Genomic DNA, 15,220 nt, shown 5'->3' with positions numbered 1-15,220 from the left:
CCCTCGATGTTGGCCGGGTTGGTCGGGTAGCCGTGCTGGCCGTCGGGGCCGAAGGGCGTGTTGATGTTGTCGAGGTAGCCGTAGGTCAGGGTCAGCTTGTCGAGGGGCTTGAGCTGGCCGAGGAAGCCGTCGTAGGTCTGCTCGTTCTGCCGCCAGGCGACGCCGCCGACGAAGCGCTGGTTGTCCAGCTCGATGCGCTGGCGGCCGTATACCGCACTGCCGTACTGGTGGTCGTAGCGCAGCAGCAGCTGGTTGACCTCGCTGCCGTCGGGGTCGGCCACCACCGGGTAGCGGGTGTTGTGGTTGCGGGTGTCGTTGTAGTCGGCCTCGCCCAGGCGGGCGACGTTGTCCAGCTCGATCAGGGCGGAGAAGCCGTACAGGCGCCCGGTCTGGTAGCCGACCCGGGTGCGCAGGGTGTTGGCGTCGGCATGCTTGAGGCCGTTGTCCTGATCGACGTGCTCGTAGCGGTAGCGCAGGTCGAGGTAGGCCTTGCCTTGGGTGAAGATGTTGGAAAAAGCCTCTGTCCCGGCTGCGGCGGCCGGCATGGCCAGGAGAAGCAGCAGAGGACACAGCAGCGGCTTGGGCGAACGCATCTTGTTCTGTCCTGGAAGGTGGATGGGATGTGTCGCACGGCAAGACGAATCGAACGATGCACTCCCGTGGCCGGCAAAGCGCCGGCCGCCGGTCTCCGCCGGTAACGGGTGCAGAGGGTGCTTTGCGTGGGAGCCGCCCGCAGGCGGCTCCGTCTAGCTCAGTTCGGCGAACGGCAGGAATGCCACCGGCTGTCCCTCCTCCAGGGTCTGGCCGATCTCCACCAGCGCCAGGCCGTCGGCCCAGCTGGCCGCCCGGAGCATGGCCGAGCCCTGGTCCGGGTGCAGGACCACCCTGCCCGCCTCGAGACGCGCGCGCAGGTACTGGCGCCGGCTGCGCGGCTGCGGCCAGGCGAAGCCGGCGGGCAGCGCCAGCGGCGCCGGCAGGACCTCGCGCACGCCCTGGGCGCGCAGCAGGAAGGGCCGCATCACCACCAGCGCGGTGATCAGCGCCGCCGCCGGATTGCCCGGCAAGCCGAGCCAGGGCTTGCCGTCGATCTCGCCGTAGGCCAGCGGCTTGCCGGGCTGGATCGCCAGGCGCCACAGGTGCAGCTCGCCCAGCTCGCGGATGGCGTTCTTCAGGTGGTCTTCCTCGCCCACCGAGACGCCGCCGGAGCTGACCAGCACGTCGCACTCGGAAACCGCCAGGCTCAGGGCGTCGCGGCTGGCGGCCAGCTCGTCGACCAGCACGGCGTAATCCTGCACGTCCAGCCCCAGGCTGCGCAGCAGGCCGCAGAGGGTGTAGCGGTTGGCGTTGTAGATCTGGCCCGGGCCCAGCGGCTCGCCCGGCTCGCGCAGCTCGTCGCCGCTGCTCAGCAGCCCCACGCGCAGACGCCGATGAACCGGCACCCGAGCGATGCCGACGCTGGCCAGCAGGCCCAGCTCCTGCGGGCGCAGGCGCTTGCCGGCTTCGACCAAGGGCTCGCCGCGGCGGACTTCCTCGCCCCTGCGGCGCACGTGGTCGCCGAGCTGCACCGGCGGCACCCTCACCTCGCCGGGCATCGCCTCGCAGCGTTCCTGGGGCACCACGGTATCGGCCCCCGGCGGGATTGGCGCGCCGGTGAAGATGCGCACGGCATGGCCGGCCGGCAGGGGCGTCGATCCCGCCTCGCCGGCGGCGATGCGCCCGGCCAGCGGCAGGCTCGCGCCCTGCGCCGGGACGTCGGCGGCGCGCAGGGCGTAGCCGTCCATGGCGCTGTTGTCCCAGGCCGGCAGGTCGATGGCGGCGAACTGCTCCTCGGCCAGCACCCGTCCCAGCGCCTCGGAGAGAGGCACCCACTCGACGGCGGGCGCCTGCGGTGCCCGCTCCAGCAGCAGGGCGACGGCCTCGTCCACCGGCCTGAGATCGCCCCCGCCGCAGCCGCAGCCGCTCATGACCGGCTCCCGCAGGGCTCGACCGGGGCCAGGCTCTTGAGGTGCGGCACGAAGTTGCACGGGCGGGTGCGGCTGTCGAGCTGCTCGCGGAGGATCTCGGTCCAGGCGGTGCGGCAGGCGTTCGGCGAGCCCGGCAGGCAGAACACCAGGGTGCCGTTGGCGAAGCCGGCCAGGGCCCGCGACTGCAGGCTGGAGGTGCCGATCTGGGCCACCGAGACCTGGCGGAACAGCTCGCCGAAGCCGTCCACCTGCTTGTCCAGCAGGGGGGCGACGGCCTGGGGCGTGTTGTCCCGGGCGGTGAAACCGGTGCCGCCGGTGATCAGCACCACCTGGACCTCGGCCGAGGCGATCCAGGCGGAAAGCTGCGCGCGGATCCGGTAGATGTCGTCCACCACCAGGGCGCGGTCGGCCAGGCAGTGCCCGGTCTCCACCAGCAGTTCCTGCAGGGTCTGCCCGGAGGTGTCGGTTTCGAAGGTGCGGGTGTCGCTGACGGTCAGGACCGCGATACGCAGCGACTGGAAATCCTGCTGAGCCAGGTGGGCCATGATGAATCCTCTTGCAATGCGCTCGTCGCAGTCTGCGCCCGCGCATCCTCCCGGGCCTATTCCTCCAAGGTGATAGGCCCGGGGCGTTGGGGGTACGAGGCTGCGGCTCAGCCGCGCAGGGTGAACGAGGGAAACAGCCGGCCGAGGCGTTCCCACAGGCGCTGCTGGTCGTGCGGCGCCGGCGCGTCCGCCAGGTCGCCATCGAGCATCCGCGCGGTGCGCACGCACTGCACGGCGTAGCGCTCCACGCCGGCGGCGCGCAGGCGTTCGGCCAGGCGCTCGAGGCGTCCGGCGTCGAACAGCTGCCAGTGCACCGTGGTGCGGCACTCGAAGTCCACGCCGCTGTCCACGAGCAGCTCCAGGCTGCGCCAGTTGGCCCTGCCGCTGCCCTCGACGCCGGTGATCGCGGCGCTGTCCTCGGGCAGCGCCTTGATGTCGAAGCCGACCCAGTCCACCAGCGGCAGCACCTTCTTCAGCAGCGCCGGCTTGATCCCGGCGCTGTGCAGGCCGACCTTGAAGCCCAGCGCCCGGACCTGCTCCATGGCCGAGTGCAGCGCCGCCTGCAGGGTCGGCTCGCCGCCGCTGAAGACCACGGCTTCCAACAGGCCGACGCGTTGGCGCAGGAAGCACAGCACATCCGCCCAGGGATGCTCCGCCTCGCTCCGGCTCGGGATCAGCTGGGGATTGTGGCAGTAGCGGCAGCGCCAGCCGCACCCCTGGCAGAACAGCACGCAGGCCAGATGCCCGGGGAAGTCCAGGGTGGTCAGGGGGACCAGCCCCCCGACCCGCAGCGCCTGGCTCATGCCGTGGCGGCAAGCCCGGCCGCCTGCTCGGTGAAATGCCGACGCTCGTGGTGCTCGGACTGCTTGCCCGGGTTGAAGGCGCTGACCGGGCGGTGGTAGCCCATCACGCGGGTCCAGACTTCGCAACGCTGGCGCAGTTCCTGGGGGAGTTGGCTGGCTTGGTTCATGGGTGTTGCTCCTCTTGGGTGAATGAAGGGGTTGCGACCTGCTCGAGCAGCAGCGCATCGTCGCATTTCGGGCAGAACTCGTGCTCGCCGGCCAGGTAGCCGTGCACCGGGCAGATGGAGAAGGTCGGCGTCACCGTCAGGTACGGCAGGCGGAAGCGGCCGAGGGCGTTGCGCACCAGAGCCTTGCAGGCCCGGGCCGAGGAGATCCGCTCGGCCATGTACAGGTGCAGCACGGTGCCGCCGGTGTACTTGCACTGCAGTTCGTCCTGCAGCTCCAGCGCCTCGAAGGGGTCGTCGGTGAAGCCCACCGGCAGCTGCGAGGAATTGGTGTAGTACGGCGCCTCCGGGGTGCCGGCCTGGAGGATGCCGGGGAAGCGCTTCTTGTCCTCCCGGGCGAAACGGTAGGTGGTGCCTTCGGCCGGCGTCGCCTCCAGGTTGTAGAGGTGCCCGGTCTCCTCCTGGAACAGCACCAGGCGGCTGCGCACGTGGTCGAGCAGCTCCAGAGCCATGGCCCGTCCGGCCGGGGTGTGCATGCCCTCGGCATCGTCGGTGAAGTTGCGCACCATCTCGTGCAGGCCGTTCACGCCGATGGTGGAGAAGTGGTTGCGCAGGGTCCCCAGGTAGCGCTTGGTGTAGGGATAGAGGCCGGCGTCCATGTGGTGCTGGATCACCTTGCGCTTGACCTCCAGGCTCTGCCGGGCCAGATCCAGCAGCTCGTCCAGGCGCCGGTACAGCCCGGCCCGGTTGCCGCGGAAGCGATGGCCCAGGCGCGCGCAGTTGAGGGTCACCACGCCCAGCGAGCCGGTCTGCTCGGCCGAGCCGAACAGGCCGCCGCCGCGCTTGAGCAGTTCGCGCACGTCCAGCTGCAGACGGCAGCACATGGAGCGCACCTGGTTGGGCTGCATGTCCGAGTTGAGGAAGTTCTGGAAGTACGGCAGACCGTAACGCGCGGCCATGTCGAACAGCAGGTCGGCGTTCTCGCTGTCCCAGGGGAAGTCGTGGGTGATGTTGTAGGTAGGGATCGGGAAGGTGAACACCCGTCCCAGGCCGTCGCCGGCCTGCATGACCTCGATGTAGGCGCGGTTGATCAGCCCCATCTCGGCCTGCAGGTCGCCGTAGGCGAAGGGCATCTCCTCGCCGCCGATGTAGGGGATCTGCTCGCGCAGGTCCTGCGGGCAGACCCAGTCGAAGGTCAGGTTGGTGAAGGGCGTCTGGGTGCCCCAGCGCGACGGTACGTTGAGGTTGTAGATGAACTCCTGGATCGCCTGGCGGACCTCCTCGTAGCCCAGCTGGTCCTTGCGCACGAAGGGCGCGAGGTAGGTATCGAAGGAGCTGAAGGCCTGGGCGCCGGCCCACTCGTTCTGCAGGGTGCCGAGGAAGTTGACCATCTGCCCCAGGGCGCTGGACAGGTGCCTGGGCGGCCCCGCCTCGACCCGTCCGGGAATGCCGTTGAACCCCTCGTTGAGCAGGGTGCGCAGGGACCAGCCGGCGCAGTAGCCGGCGAGCATGTCCAGGTCGTGGATGTGCAGGTCGCCCTCGCGGTGGGCGGCGCCGATCTGCGGGCTGTAGACCTCGTCCAGCCAGTAGTTGGCGGTGACCTTGCCGGAGACGTTGAGGATCAGCCCGCCCAGGGAGTAGCCCTGATTGGCGTTGGCGCGCACCCGCCAGTCCTCGCGGGACAGGTATTCGTTCATCGACGCGGCGACGTCGACCAGGGACTTGCGGTCGCGGCGCAGGCGGCCGTGGCGCTCGCGGTAGACGATGTAGGCGCGGGCGGTGGCGTAGTAGCCGGCCTCCATCAGCACCCGCTCGACGCGGTCCTGCACCGCTTCCACGTCCAGATCCGGCTGCGCCTGCAGGCGGGCCACGACCGCTTCGGCCAGCGCCTGGACGGCCTGGTCGTCGAACTCGCCGGTCGCCTCCCCGGCCGCCCGGATGGCGCTGCCGATCTTGTCCGGTTCGAACGCCACCAGGCGGCCGTCGCGCTTGCGCAGCGTGAGCGGGACAGCGCTCCGCACCTGTTCGCCCGCCATGCCGGAAATCACCATATATTGCCCCTTGAACGCATATCAAACACAAGATGCTGTGAATGTAGGGGCTGACGGCGAATTTCGAATTGACCATCGTCAATTCGCCCGGGCGCCTGGTCAGGCGGGGCGAGGGGCGGGCCGGCGGAATTGTCCACGGTCAAGGAATGGCCCGCCGGCCAGCCCCTAGGATGCACTCCCGCAATATTCGGACCTGAATTCTGAGGAGGAACCATGCTGAGCGAGAAGTCCCTCATCGCGGAGCTGCGCCGCCACCATCTGTTCAGCCGCCTGCCGGATTCGGCGATGCAGGAGGTGTGCGCCCTGGCCTACGCCAAGCGCCTGAACGCCGGCGCCGCGCTGTTCCATCGGGGGGACAAGGCCGAGCGTTTCTATTTCATCTTCAGCGGTCAGGTGAAGCTGCACCGGGTGGCCAGCGACGGCCAGGAGAAGCTGGTGGAAGTGATGCGCGCCGGCGACTCCTTCGCCGAGGCCCTGCTGTTCGTCGGGGCGCCGACCTATCCGGTGAGCGCCACCGCGCTCAAGAGCACGCTGGTGGCCAGCCTGCACGGCGCCCATTACCGGCGCCTGCTGGAAGAGCATCCGGGCATCTGCCTGGACATCCTCGGCATCCTCACCATGCGCCTGCACCAGCGGCTCAACGAAATCGACACCCTGACCCTGGGCAACGCCAGCCGCCGCGTGGTGCGTTTCCTGTCCCAGACGCAGCAGGAATGCGGCGAGGTCATGCTGGACGTGCCCAAGCGACTGATCGCCTCCAAGCTGGGCATCCAGCCGGAGACCTTCTCGCGCATCCTGCACCGGCTGACCGACGCCGGGCTGATCAGCGTGCAGCGGCGGCGCATCGAGATCATCGACCCGCAGAGCCTGGCGGCCTACTGCGACTAGCGGCAGCGCCCGGGCGTTCTTGACGGTCATCAAGTTAAAACGCCGCCCTGCTGGGGATACTGCTGCCTTTCTTGACCACGACGGGAGAACCCATGTCCAAGCCAGACCAACTGCCCCTCGTCTATTCCTGCTCGGGCTGCTCCAACGTGGCGCAGCTGGCCAACACCCTCGCCATGCGCCTGGACCGCGAGGAGCTGGCGGAGATGTCCTGCATCGCCGGGGTCGGCGGCGGCGTCGCCCCGCTGGTGAGCACCGCCAGATCCGGCCGGCCGATCCTCGCCATCGACGGCTGCCCGCTGCATTGCGTGAAAGCCTCCCTGGCGCAGCAGGGCGTCAGCGCCGACGTGCACGTCACCCTCAACCGCTACGGCCTGCGCAAGCGCTTCCGCACCGACTGCACCCCGACCGAGGCTGAAGCCCTGTACCAGGAGATGAAGAACATCATCGCCAGCGACCGCATGCAGCGCCGCCAGCGCGAGGCCGGCTAGGCCTTCCCCCGCCTGTCCGGCATCGGCTCCAGGCGGGTGGTGCTGCACGATCACCCACCCTATCGGATGCTCTTCGTGAGGTGGACGGACACCCCATGGAGGGCCACCCACGGAAAACTGCGCAGCAGTTTCCACCTTGCCGACGGTGGGTGACGCTGCGCGGCCACCCCCCCCACTGCACTAGCCGGCCGGCTGGGTGCGTCCGGCGGCGGCGCTGCCAGCGGCCTGGGCCACCTCCTCTCCCGCCCCCTGGATGAGCCTCCACAGCCAGACCGGCAGATTGTCCGGATCGAGGCTGTCGATCAGATTCTTGATCGCCAGGCCCAGGTCGGTATCCCCTTCGATGACCAGGCGGCGACGGAAGAACAGGGTGTCCGGGTCTTCCTGGCGGCTGGCTAGCAGCAGGAACTCGCGCCAGTTGCCGCGGATGCACACCTCGAACGGCGCCCGCGCGGCGATGCGCAGCCGGCCGCGGGTGCAGGTCAGGCACCAGGCCAGCTGCAGATCGGCGACCTCCAGGCGCATCCAGCGGCCCTCCAGGGCCTCGAAGGCGCCCTCGCCCAGCGGCTCGGCGAGCACTTGGTTGAGGCTGCGCTCCAGCGCCAGGCGCTGCAGCAGGAAGGGGGTGCGGGCGGCCAGCGGCAGCAGCCGCTCGCCCAGTTTCAGCAGATGGGTACGGGGGTTCAGCACAGTCCGGCCTCCTCGGCGCGCAGCATGCCCGGCTCGCCGTGCCAGTAGCCGTTGCAGCCGTCCACGGCCAACGGCGGCATGGCTCCGTTGCGGACGATGTCGAAGGCGGCGATCACCTCCGCCATGCCGGCCGCGCGCGGGCTCAGGCGCAGGATGTCGGCACCGCTGTCGACCAGGGCGGAGTAGTCGGCCAGCAGGTTGCTGACCGCCGCGGACAGGGTCTGGATGCCGTTGATGGTGAAGATCGGCTCGCCTTCCTGGCTGAGCAGCGGAATGCCCTCTGGATAGTTCTGGCAGCAGAACTGGCAGTCGTCCTTGGGCCGGTTTTCGGCGCGGGCGGTGAAGCAGCGCGCCGAGTAGGCCAGCGGCAGATAGCCGTAGGCGAAGATCTCGATGGCCGGCAGCTGCACGCCCAATTCCACGAGCTGCTCGCGGGCGCATCTGATCAGCGCGCCGGAGGCTTCCACCGGCGGCACCCAGCGGATCATGCCGCTCTTGACCAGTTCGGCCAGGGCGTAGCCGTTGTACAGGTTCAGCGCCGGCCCGCCGACGAAGGGCAGGCCCTTGCCGGCCAGATACTGCACGGCGCCCATGTCGTTGGCTTCCACCAGCAGCTCGCCGTTGTCGCACAGCCGCCGCAGGGCGGCCAGCTCGGAGGCGGCCTCGACCAGGGTCAGACCGGAGAGCACCAGTTGGGCCGGGGTGGTGCGGGCCAGGTCGCGGGCCAGTTCCAGCCAGTCGCCCAGCTGCATGTCGCGGCGCTTGGAGCAGACGGTCTCGCCCAGGTAGATCACGTCCAGCGGCTGGCGGGCCATGTCGGCATAGAAATCCAGCAGCTTCTTGCGCTCCCAGTAGAACAGCACGGGCCCGAGGCTGAGTTTCATGTTGGCTTCCCCGTTCATTGCCAGGCCCTGTGATAGGCGCCCAGGGTGGTCTGCGAGCCTTCCGACAGGCCGGCCAGCACCTCGCGCCAGCCGGGCTGCACAGCATAGCGCTGCGGTGCCTTCAGGTAGCTGTCCAGCGCCGCGCGCCAGACCCGGGTGACCTGCTCGACGTAGGCCGGGCTGCGCTGGCGGCCCTCGATCTTCATGGCGCTGACGCCGATCGCCGCCAGTTCCGGGATCAGGTCCAGGGTGTTCAGGCTGGTGGGCTCCTCGAGGGCATGGAAGCGCTGGCCGTTGACCAGGAAGCGGCCCTTGCACAGGGTCGGGTAGCCGGCCGACTCGCCCGCGCCGTAGCGGTCGATCAGCACGTTGTTCAGGCGCGAGGTCAGGCCCTCGGGTTCCTCGCTCCAGCGCACCGCCTTGGCCGGCGAGCAGACGCCGCAGAGGTTCGGCGAGTCGCCGGTGAGATAGGAGGACAGATGGCAGCGGCCCTCGGCCATGATGCACAGGCTACCGAAGGCGAACACCTCGATCGGCACCGGACTGCCGGCGGCCACCTGCTTCACCTGCTTGAGGGACAACACCCGCGGCAGCACCGCGCGGCGGATGCCGTAGCGTTCCTGGTAGAAGGCCAGGGCCGCGGCATTGGTGGCCGAGCCCTGCACCGACAGATGCAGCTTGAGGTTGGGATGGCGCCGGCAGGCGTAGGCCAGCACCCCGGGGTCGGCGCAGATCAGCGCATCGGCGCCGAGGTCGGCGGCCCGGTCCACGGCCCGCTGCCAGCGGCTCCAGGCCTGGGGCTGCGGGTAGGTGTTGACCGCCACGTAGAGCTCGCGCCCCTGCTCGCGGATCAGCTGCAGACCCTTGTCGAGCTGTTTCTCGTCGAAGTTGAGGCCGGCGAAATGGCGGGCGTTGGTGTCGTCGCGGAAGCCGACGTAAATCGCGTCGGCACCCTGCCGGACGGCGGCCTTGAGCGCGGGCAGACTACCTGCCGGGCAGACCAGTTGCATGGCTGACTCCTGAACCGGAAGAAGCCCGCACTCTAGGAAGCCGGCCGCCATTCGGCATTGATGGCCGTCAAGACGCACCGGCGGATGGGGTGCGACCGGCGGTCGCCTCAGAGGTTGTGAAAAGATCGAGTGCCGTCGCGAGACTGCCTCCAGGAGTTCGCGGCAAGACGCGCTACGGGAGAAGCGCGGGAGTTTTTCCGCAGCCTCTCACTTCATCTTCAGTCGCCGCGCCAGCTTGTGCAGGTTGCTCGGGTCGAGCTCCAGCAGGCGTGCCGCCTGCGCCCAGTTCTCGCCGCTGGCTTCGAGCGCCCGGCCGATGGCATCGCGCTGGCAGGCGTCGATGGCCTCGCGCAGCGGCAATAGTGCGGTCTCCGCCGCTGGCGTGGCCGCGGCCGTGACGCCAGGCGCCGGGCCGTCCAGGGCGGCGCTCTCCAGGTCGAGCAGTTCCGGCTCCAGGGTCAGGATCTCGCCCCGGGAGGCACCGCGGCTCAGCAGGCGTAGGGCGGCGCGGCTGATCACGTGCTCCAGTTCGCGCACGTTGCCCGGCCAGGCGTAGGCCAGCAGGGCCCGCTCCGCCGCCGGCGACAGGCGCACGCTGCGCAACCCCAGGCGGGCGCGGTTGAGTTCGAGGAAATGCCCGGCGAGGATCAGCACGTCGTTCTCCCGCTCGCGCAGCGGCGGAATCGGCGCCGGGTAGACCGACAGGCGATGGTAGAGATCGGCGCGAAACAGCCCGTCGCGCACGCTTTCGCGCAGGTTGCGGTTGGTCGCGGCGATGATCCGCACATCCACCTGGCGCGGCTTGTCGGCACCCAGGCGCTGGATTTCGCCGTTCTGCAGGGTGCGCAGCAGCTTGGCCTGGACCGTCAGCGGCAGCTCGCCCACCTCGTCGAGGAACAGGGTGCCGCCGTTGGCCGCCTCGAAGCGCCCCGGACGGTCGGTGGTGGCGCCGGAAAAGGCGCCCTTCACATGGCCGAACAGCTCGCTCTCGGCCAGGGACTCGGGCAACGCGGCGCAGTTGACGTGCACCAGAGGCTTGTTGCGCCGCCGCGAATGACGATGCAGCCAGCGGGCGAACAGCTCCTTGCCGACCCCGGTTTCGCCCAGCAGCAGCACCGGCAGCTCGGAGTCGGCCACCACCTTGAGTTCGTGCAGCAGCTCGCGGATCACCGCGCTGTGCCCGAGGATCTCGCCGTCGTCGGCGATCAGCGTGGTTTCCAGGGCATCGCTGCGGGCCAGGCGCAGGCTGCGGTTCTCCTGCTCCAGGCGGGTCATGCGCACCGCCGCCTCGACGATCAGGGCGTAGCGCTGCAGGTCGCGCCGGGCCTGCTCGTCGAAGGTGCCGGCGTGCAGCGCGTCGAGGGTCAGCGCGCCCCACAGCCGGCCTTCGAGATAGAGGCTCACGCCCATGCAGTCATGCACCGGCAGCGGCTCGCCGGCATGCTCGGCGAGCAGGCCGTCGTAGGGGTCCGGCAGGCGGCTGTCCGGCTCGAACCAGGCCGGCTGGCGCTGCGAGAGGATCGCCGCCAGGCGCGGGTGCTGGGCCACCACGAAACGCCGGCCGAGCGCCTCCTGGACCAGCCCGACCGCCGCCAGCGGTCGCAGGCTGTCGTCGTCCAGGCGCAGCAGCACCACGGCGCCGCAGCGGAAGCGCTCCTGCAGCGTCTGCACCAGCCGCTGCAGGCGCACCGTGTGGTGCAGATCGGCGGCCAGATCGGCCAGAAGGGTTTCCTGCATCATGGTGATTAATACCCTGCAAGGTTTTAACTACCCTAAAGCTCGGCGGTATTTTTTACCAGCACCAGTACGCAAACCCTTTGAAATCAATAGGTTAGCGATGGCACAGGCTTTGCCGTTCTAGGGTGTCCCTCTCTGGAGATAGCACCATGACCAGCGCATTGATCGACCAAACCCTGGGCAGCCTGGCCTGCTCCATCCCCGGCGCCACCCGCGTGTTCCACCAGTACAAGCTGGACTTCTGCTGCGGCGGCGACCAGAGCCTGCGCGACTCGGCCATACGCCGCGGCCTGGACGCCGAGCAGATCGCCCGGCTCCTCGAATCCCTGGAGCCGGCGAGCGGCGACGAGACCGACTGGCGCGGCGAGCCGGCGCAGGTGCTGATCGATTACATCCTCGAACGCTTCCACGAGCGCCACCGCGAGCAGTTGCCGGAGCTGATCCGCCTGGCCAGTCGCGTCGAGCAGGTCCACGGCGGCCGCCCCGGTTGTCCCAACGGCCTGGCCGAGCATCTCTGGCACATGCAGCAGGAGCTGGAAAGCCACATGTGCAAGGAGGAGCACATCCTCTTCCCGCTGCTGCGGCAGGGCTTCCCGGCGCCCCAGGTGCAGGGACCGATCTCGGTGATGCGCTTCGAGCACGACCAGCACGGCGCCGCCCTGGCGCGCCTGGCCGCGCTGACCGACGACATCACCGCGCCGGAGAACGCCTGCAATACCTGGCGCGCGCTCTACCGCGGGCTGGAGGAGCTGCGCCGAGACCTGATGCTGCACATCCACCTGGAGAACAACATCCTCTTCGCCGATGCCCCGGCCAACGCCTGAACCCGCCGCAGTCGGCGGGTTCCCGGCCCGCCGTCGCGCCCAAGGAGCCGAACCGTGAAAGTTCTCCAACCGCTCTTCTGGAGCCTGGCGCTGGCCCTGATGCTGGCCCTGGCCAGCAGCTTCGCCCTGAGCTTCGTCGTCGGCACGGCCTGGGCCGCCGAGGGCCACCATCATCACGCGCCGGCCGCCGCCGGGGTGCAGGCGCCGGCCGGCAAATGGGCCACCGACCTGCCCCTGCGCAGCGGCATGGCGCGCATTCGCCGGGCCGCCCTGCAGACCCTGCCGGGCCCCGTCGGCGATGCCCAGGCGAGCGCGCTGAGCCGGGAGATCCGGGAAGCCACCGCCTTCATGATCGAGCACTGCACGCTGCCGCCGCGGGCCGACGCCGCCCTGCACGGCGTGCTGACCGAGCTGCTGCAGGGCGCCGAGGCCCTGCCCCGCGCCGCTGAACGCGAGCGGGCCGGCGAACGCATTCTCGCCGCGCTAGCGCGTTACCCCGAACTCTTCGACGACCCGCAGTGGAGCGGCCCGGAAGTCTCCGCCCGCCCCTGATTCCGCGCCGGGGCGGCGCCGTTCGATCTGCTTTACTTACTCAGAAAAAGGATGCCTTGCATGGTGCTTCATCGCGTACACCACCAGATTCTTCGCAGCCATCACCTGTTCGAGCCGCTGAGCGAGGCCGAGCTGGACGAGCTGATGGATGCCAGCCAACTGCTCAACCTGGACAAGGGCGACATCCTGTTCCACCAGGGCGAGCCGGCGAGCGCCTTCTATTTCGTGATTTCCGGGGCGGTGAAGATCTACCGCCTGACCCCGGACGGCCAGGAAAAGGTCTTCGAGGTCATCGGCAACCGCCATACCTTCGCCGAGGCCATGATGCTGATGGACACGCCCAACTACGTGGCTTCGGCCCAGGCGATCGGCCCGACCCAGGTCTACCGGCTGTCCAACAGCGTCTACATGCGCCTGCTGCAGAACAACAACCGGCTGGCCTTCGCCCTGCTCGGCAAGCTCAGCGTGCGCCTGCACCAGCGGATCAACGAGATCGAGACCCTGTCGCTGAAGAACGCCACCCACCGGGTGGTGCGCTACCTGCTGACCCAGCTCTCGCGGCTCAAGGACGGCGGCAACTCCTTCGAACTGCCCATGGCCAAGCAACTGGTGGCCGGGCACCTGTCGATCCAGCCGGAAACCTTCTCGCGGATCATCCGCCGGCTGATCGACGAGGAGATCATCGACCAGGAAGGCCGACAGATCACCATCCGCGACCGCCAGCGCCTCGAACAGTTCGAGTGAGGCGACCGCCATCCCCGGCGCGGCCCGCGGGCTGCGCCACTCTGCGCCCCCGGGAGCCCGCGTCATGCCCAAATGTCTGTACTGCCGGGAGGAGAACCCGGCCGGGGAAAGCGAATGCCGCCACTGCGGCATGGCCCTCCCCCTCCGCGCCGACGGCGCGCCCGAGCGGCGCCAGCGTCGCTTCCTCTGGTTCTGCGTCGCGCTGACCCTGTTCTGCGTGGCGATGTTCTTCTGGCTGCCGCGGGATATCGGCTGATATCCCGCTTTCCCGGCCGTCCCCCTCCTTCTCCTCCTCATATGCGCGCCGGCCTCAGGCCTGCGTGAGCTGCCGGTACAGCTGCGGCAGCCGGAACGGCAGCTGCTGCGGCTGGTGGATCAGGGTGTAGCCGTTGGCGCCGAACATGTACGGCAGGTAGTCGCCGGCCTCGCGGTCGATGGTGATGCAGAACGGCAGCAGGCCTTCGCGGCGGGCTTCCAGCACCGCCGCCCGGGTGTCCTCCACGCCGTAGCGTCCTTCGTACAGGTCCAGGTCGTTGGGCTTGCCGTCGGTGACCAGCAGCAGCAGCCGGCGCCGCTGCCGGCACTGGCCGAGCAGGCGGGTGGCCTGGCGGATGGCCGCGCCCATGCGCGTGTAGTAGCCGGGGCTGATGGCCTGGATGCGACCGCGGATGAGGTCGTCGTAGCGCTGGTTGAAGCCCTTCAGCTCCTGCAGGCGCACCTGCTGGCGGCGCAGGGAGGAGAACCCGTACAGCGCGAATTTGTCGCCCACCGCCGACAGCGCCTCGCCGAACAGCAGCAGGCTGTCGCCGATCACCTCGATCACCCGGTGCGTATCGTCCAGGTGCGCGTCGGTGGACATGGACAGATCGGCCAGCAGCAGGCAGGCCAGGTCGCGGCGGTTCTGCCGCTGTTCGAGGAACAGGCCGCGCTCGGCGCAGGCGCCGTGCTGGCGCTCGACGTGGAAGTCCAGCCAGGCCTTGAGGTCCGGCTCGGAGCCCTGGGGCTGCTGGCGCAGCCACTGGCGCTCGCTTCTGAGATGCTCGAACTGCCGGCGCAGGCGCCGCGCCAGGGGCGCCAGGCGATCCGGCAGGCCCCGCGCTTCGGCGCCGCGCGGCAGCATCGTCTGCAGGGTGACGAAATCCTCCTTGAGGCATTGCCGGCGGTAGTCCCACTCCGGCAGCCGGATGCCCTCGCCCAGCGGCAGGTCGTCGGCCTCGGCCGGCGGCAGGTCCAGATCCAGCTTGAGCCCGCCGCCCTTGCGCAGGCGCTGGCGCGACAGGGCCAACTCGTCGAGATCCTCGGCGACGCGGGCGGCGTCCAGGTCCTCGCTGTCGTCGCCGCAGCGATCCAGGTCCACGTGCTCGGACCAGCTGAACAGGTTCTCCAGGCGGAACAGCAGCAGCCCGCCCTTGCCGGTGTTCTCCTCGACCCGGCTGGCGCGCTTGGGCGCCAGCCGCTCGCCGGAAGACGGCGCCTTGAGGCTGCCCTCGTCCTCCTCGTCCAGATCGCCGGCCTGGGGCTCGTCGAGACGCTCCGGCGGATACAGCCAGAGCGGCAGCGGCCACGGCGCGCGCTCGCTGCGCGGAAACCGCTCGACGCTGCCAGGCTCGACCAGGGCCTGGCGCAGCGCCCGCTCCAGGGCGGCCTCGTCCGCCGGCAGGCCGGCCGGATCGGGGCGCAGCGCGAGGTGCGCCTCGACCAGCCGCCGGTAGCGCGGATACAGGGCCGGATAGCGCGCCAGCAGCTCCTTCGCCCAGCGCTGATTGTCCCGCCCCCAGTGGCGCATGGGCCCGGCCTGGGCGGCCAGCAGCGCCAGCCAGCGGTAGAGCTCCCGGTTCAGCTCCGCCTCGGGGTAGACCGCCAGGTTCGGCGGCAG

Annotated in this window: 16 protein-coding genes and 1 pseudogene; 6 read left to right on the top strand and 11 right to left on the bottom strand. The window is 69.7% G+C overall.

Annotated features, from left to right (window positions below; genetic code table 11):
* The 6 genes and pseudogenes from ACFOJE_RS12450 to ACFOJE_RS12425 form a co-directional block, all read right to left on the bottom strand.
* A pseudogene (locus tag ACFOJE_RS12450) lies at positions 1-593 on the bottom strand (alginate export family protein); the annotation flags it as partial.
* 153 nt (positions 594-746) lie between these two features.
* Entirely contained in the window at positions 747-1,964 is a 1,218-nt protein-coding gene (locus tag ACFOJE_RS12445) for a molybdopterin molybdotransferase MoeA (RefSeq protein ID WP_377814673.1), read from the bottom strand.
* Positions 1,961-2,509: a molybdenum cofactor biosynthesis protein B gene (gene moaB / locus ACFOJE_RS12440; RefSeq protein ID WP_377814672.1), complete on the bottom strand. Its 549-nt coding sequence runs from the start codon at positions 2,507-2,509 to the stop codon at positions 1,961-1,963. Before moaB ends, ACFOJE_RS12445 begins: the two co-directional genes overlap by 4 nt.
* A 107-nt stretch (positions 2,510-2,616) precedes the next feature.
* Positions 2,617-3,312, bottom strand: a complete 696-nt coding sequence (locus ACFOJE_RS12435; RefSeq protein WP_377814671.1) for an anaerobic ribonucleoside-triphosphate reductase activating protein — start codon at positions 3,310-3,312, stop codon at positions 2,617-2,619.
* On the bottom strand, positions 3,309-3,479 hold the full coding sequence (nrdD, locus tag ACFOJE_RS12430; protein WP_377814670.1) for an anaerobic ribonucleoside-triphosphate reductase: 171 nt from the start codon (positions 3,477-3,479) through the stop codon (positions 3,309-3,311). Before nrdD ends, ACFOJE_RS12435 begins: the two co-directional genes overlap by 4 nt.
* The gene (locus tag ACFOJE_RS12425; RefSeq protein ID WP_377814703.1) at positions 3,476-5,512 is read right to left on the bottom strand and encodes a ribonucleoside triphosphate reductase; all 2,037 of its coding nucleotides are present in this window, start codon (positions 5,510-5,512) and stop codon (positions 3,476-3,478) included. Before ACFOJE_RS12425 ends, nrdD begins: the two co-directional genes overlap by 4 nt.
* 228 nt (positions 5,513-5,740) lie before the next feature.
* Between ACFOJE_RS12425 and ACFOJE_RS12420 the strand changes: the two genes are divergently transcribed.
* Positions 5,741-6,415 (top strand): Crp/Fnr family transcriptional regulator, encoded by a 675-nt coding sequence (locus tag ACFOJE_RS12420; protein ID WP_377814669.1) that lies wholly within the window; start codon positions 5,741-5,743, stop codon positions 6,413-6,415.
* Positions 6,416-6,507: 92 nt separating this feature from the next.
* Positions 6,508-6,903, top strand: a complete 396-nt coding sequence (locus ACFOJE_RS12415; protein ID WP_377814668.1) for a putative zinc-binding protein — start codon at positions 6,508-6,510, stop codon at positions 6,901-6,903.
* Positions 6,904-7,083: 180 nt separating this feature from the next.
* Here ACFOJE_RS12415 and ubiT read toward each other — a convergent pair whose 3' ends face one another.
* The 4 genes from ubiT to norR form a co-directional block, all read right to left on the bottom strand.
* Complete coding sequence (gene ubiT / locus ACFOJE_RS12410) at positions 7,084-7,593, bottom strand: ubiquinone anaerobic biosynthesis accessory factor UbiT (protein ID WP_377814667.1); 510 nt, start codon at positions 7,591-7,593, stop codon at positions 7,084-7,086.
* A complete protein-coding gene (locus ACFOJE_RS12405) occupies positions 7,587-8,477 on the bottom strand; it encodes a U32 family peptidase (RefSeq protein ID WP_377814666.1) in 891 nt (296 codons plus the stop codon). Before ACFOJE_RS12405 ends, ubiT begins: the two co-directional genes overlap by 7 nt.
* A 14-nt stretch (positions 8,478-8,491) precedes the next feature.
* Positions 8,492-9,487, bottom strand: coding sequence for a ubiquinone anaerobic biosynthesis protein UbiU (ubiU, locus tag ACFOJE_RS12400; protein ID WP_377814665.1), 996 nt, complete (start codon positions 9,485-9,487; stop codon positions 8,492-8,494).
* A gap of 207 nt (positions 9,488-9,694) precedes the next feature.
* Positions 9,695-11,227, bottom strand: coding sequence for a nitric oxide reductase transcriptional regulator NorR (norR, locus tag ACFOJE_RS12395; RefSeq protein ID WP_377814664.1), 1,533 nt, complete (start codon positions 11,225-11,227; stop codon positions 9,695-9,697).
* A gap of 146 nt (positions 11,228-11,373) precedes the next feature.
* On the opposite strand from norR, the gene ytfE reads away from it, so the two are divergent.
* The 4 genes from ytfE (at position 11,374) to ACFOJE_RS12375 (ending at position 13,600) form a co-directional block, all read left to right on the top strand.
* Positions 11,374-12,048, top strand: coding sequence for an iron-sulfur cluster repair protein YtfE (gene ytfE / locus ACFOJE_RS12390; RefSeq protein WP_377814663.1), 675 nt, complete (start codon positions 11,374-11,376; stop codon positions 12,046-12,048).
* A gap of 54 nt (positions 12,049-12,102) precedes the next feature.
* Entirely contained in the window at positions 12,103-12,600 is a 498-nt protein-coding gene (locus ACFOJE_RS12385) for a DnrO protein (protein ID WP_377814662.1), read from the top strand.
* Positions 12,601-12,660: 60 nt separating this feature from the next.
* Positions 12,661-13,344, top strand: a complete 684-nt coding sequence (locus tag ACFOJE_RS12380; protein WP_377814661.1) for a Crp/Fnr family transcriptional regulator — start codon at positions 12,661-12,663, stop codon at positions 13,342-13,344.
* A 64-nt stretch (positions 13,345-13,408) separates the two neighbouring features.
* Positions 13,409-13,600, top strand: coding sequence for a DnrP protein (locus ACFOJE_RS12375; protein WP_377814660.1), 192 nt, complete (start codon positions 13,409-13,411; stop codon positions 13,598-13,600).
* Between the two features lie 54 nt (positions 13,601-13,654).
* On the opposite strand, the gene ACFOJE_RS12370 is transcribed toward ACFOJE_RS12375, so the two are convergent.
* Positions 13,655-15,220, bottom strand: a 1,566-nt coding sequence (locus tag ACFOJE_RS12370) for a nitric oxide reductase activation protein NorD (RefSeq protein WP_377814659.1), incomplete at its 5' end; no start/stop codon positions are given.

It is taken from the genome of Azotobacter bryophylli (assembly GCF_042643485.1).
Classification (GTDB): Bacteria; Pseudomonadota; Gammaproteobacteria; order Pseudomonadales; family Pseudomonadaceae; genus Azotobacter; species Azotobacter bryophylli.
This window is presented reverse-complemented; position numbering and strand designations above follow the sequence as displayed.

Bases quoted from the DNA above. Each gene is read 5' to 3' on its own strand.
- ubiU (WP_377814665.1), bottom strand. From the start codon at position 9,487: ATGCAACTGGTCTGCCCGGCAGGTAGTCTGCCCGCGCTCAAGGCCGCC.
- moaB (WP_377814672.1), bottom strand. From the start codon at position 2,509: ATGGCCCACCTGGCTCAGCAGGATTTCCAGTCGCTGCGTATCGCGGTC.
- ACFOJE_RS12375 (WP_377814660.1), top strand. From the start codon at position 13,409: ATGCCCAAATGTCTGTACTGCCGGGAGGAGAACCCGGCCGGGGAAAGC.
- ACFOJE_RS12405 (WP_377814666.1), bottom strand. From the start codon at position 8,477: ATGAAACTCAGCCTCGGGCCCGTGCTGTTCTACTGGGAGCGCAAGAAG.
- norR (WP_377814664.1), bottom strand. From the start codon at position 11,227: ATGATGCAGGAAACCCTTCTGGCCGATCTGGCCGCCGATCTGCACCAC.
- ytfE (WP_377814663.1), top strand. From the start codon at position 11,374: ATGACCAGCGCATTGATCGACCAAACCCTGGGCAGCCTGGCCTGCTCC.
- ACFOJE_RS12380 (WP_377814661.1), top strand. From the start codon at position 12,661: ATGGTGCTTCATCGCGTACACCACCAGATTCTTCGCAGCCATCACCTG.
- ACFOJE_RS12425 (WP_377814703.1), bottom strand. From the start codon at position 5,512: ATGGCGGGCGAACAGGTGCGGAGCGCTGTCCCGCTCACGCTGCGCAAG.
- nrdD (WP_377814670.1), bottom strand. From the start codon at position 3,479: ATGAACCAAGCCAGCCAACTCCCCCAGGAACTGCGCCAGCGTTGCGAA.
- ACFOJE_RS12415 (WP_377814668.1), top strand. From the start codon at position 6,508: ATGTCCAAGCCAGACCAACTGCCCCTCGTCTATTCCTGCTCGGGCTGC.
- ACFOJE_RS12445 (WP_377814673.1), bottom strand. From the start codon at position 1,964: ATGAGCGGCTGCGGCTGCGGCGGGGGCGATCTCAGGCCGGTGGACGAG.
- ACFOJE_RS12420 (WP_377814669.1), top strand. From the start codon at position 5,741: ATGCTGAGCGAGAAGTCCCTCATCGCGGAGCTGCGCCGCCACCATCTG.
- ACFOJE_RS12435 (WP_377814671.1), bottom strand. From the start codon at position 3,312: ATGAGCCAGGCGCTGCGGGTCGGGGGGCTGGTCCCCCTGACCACCCTG.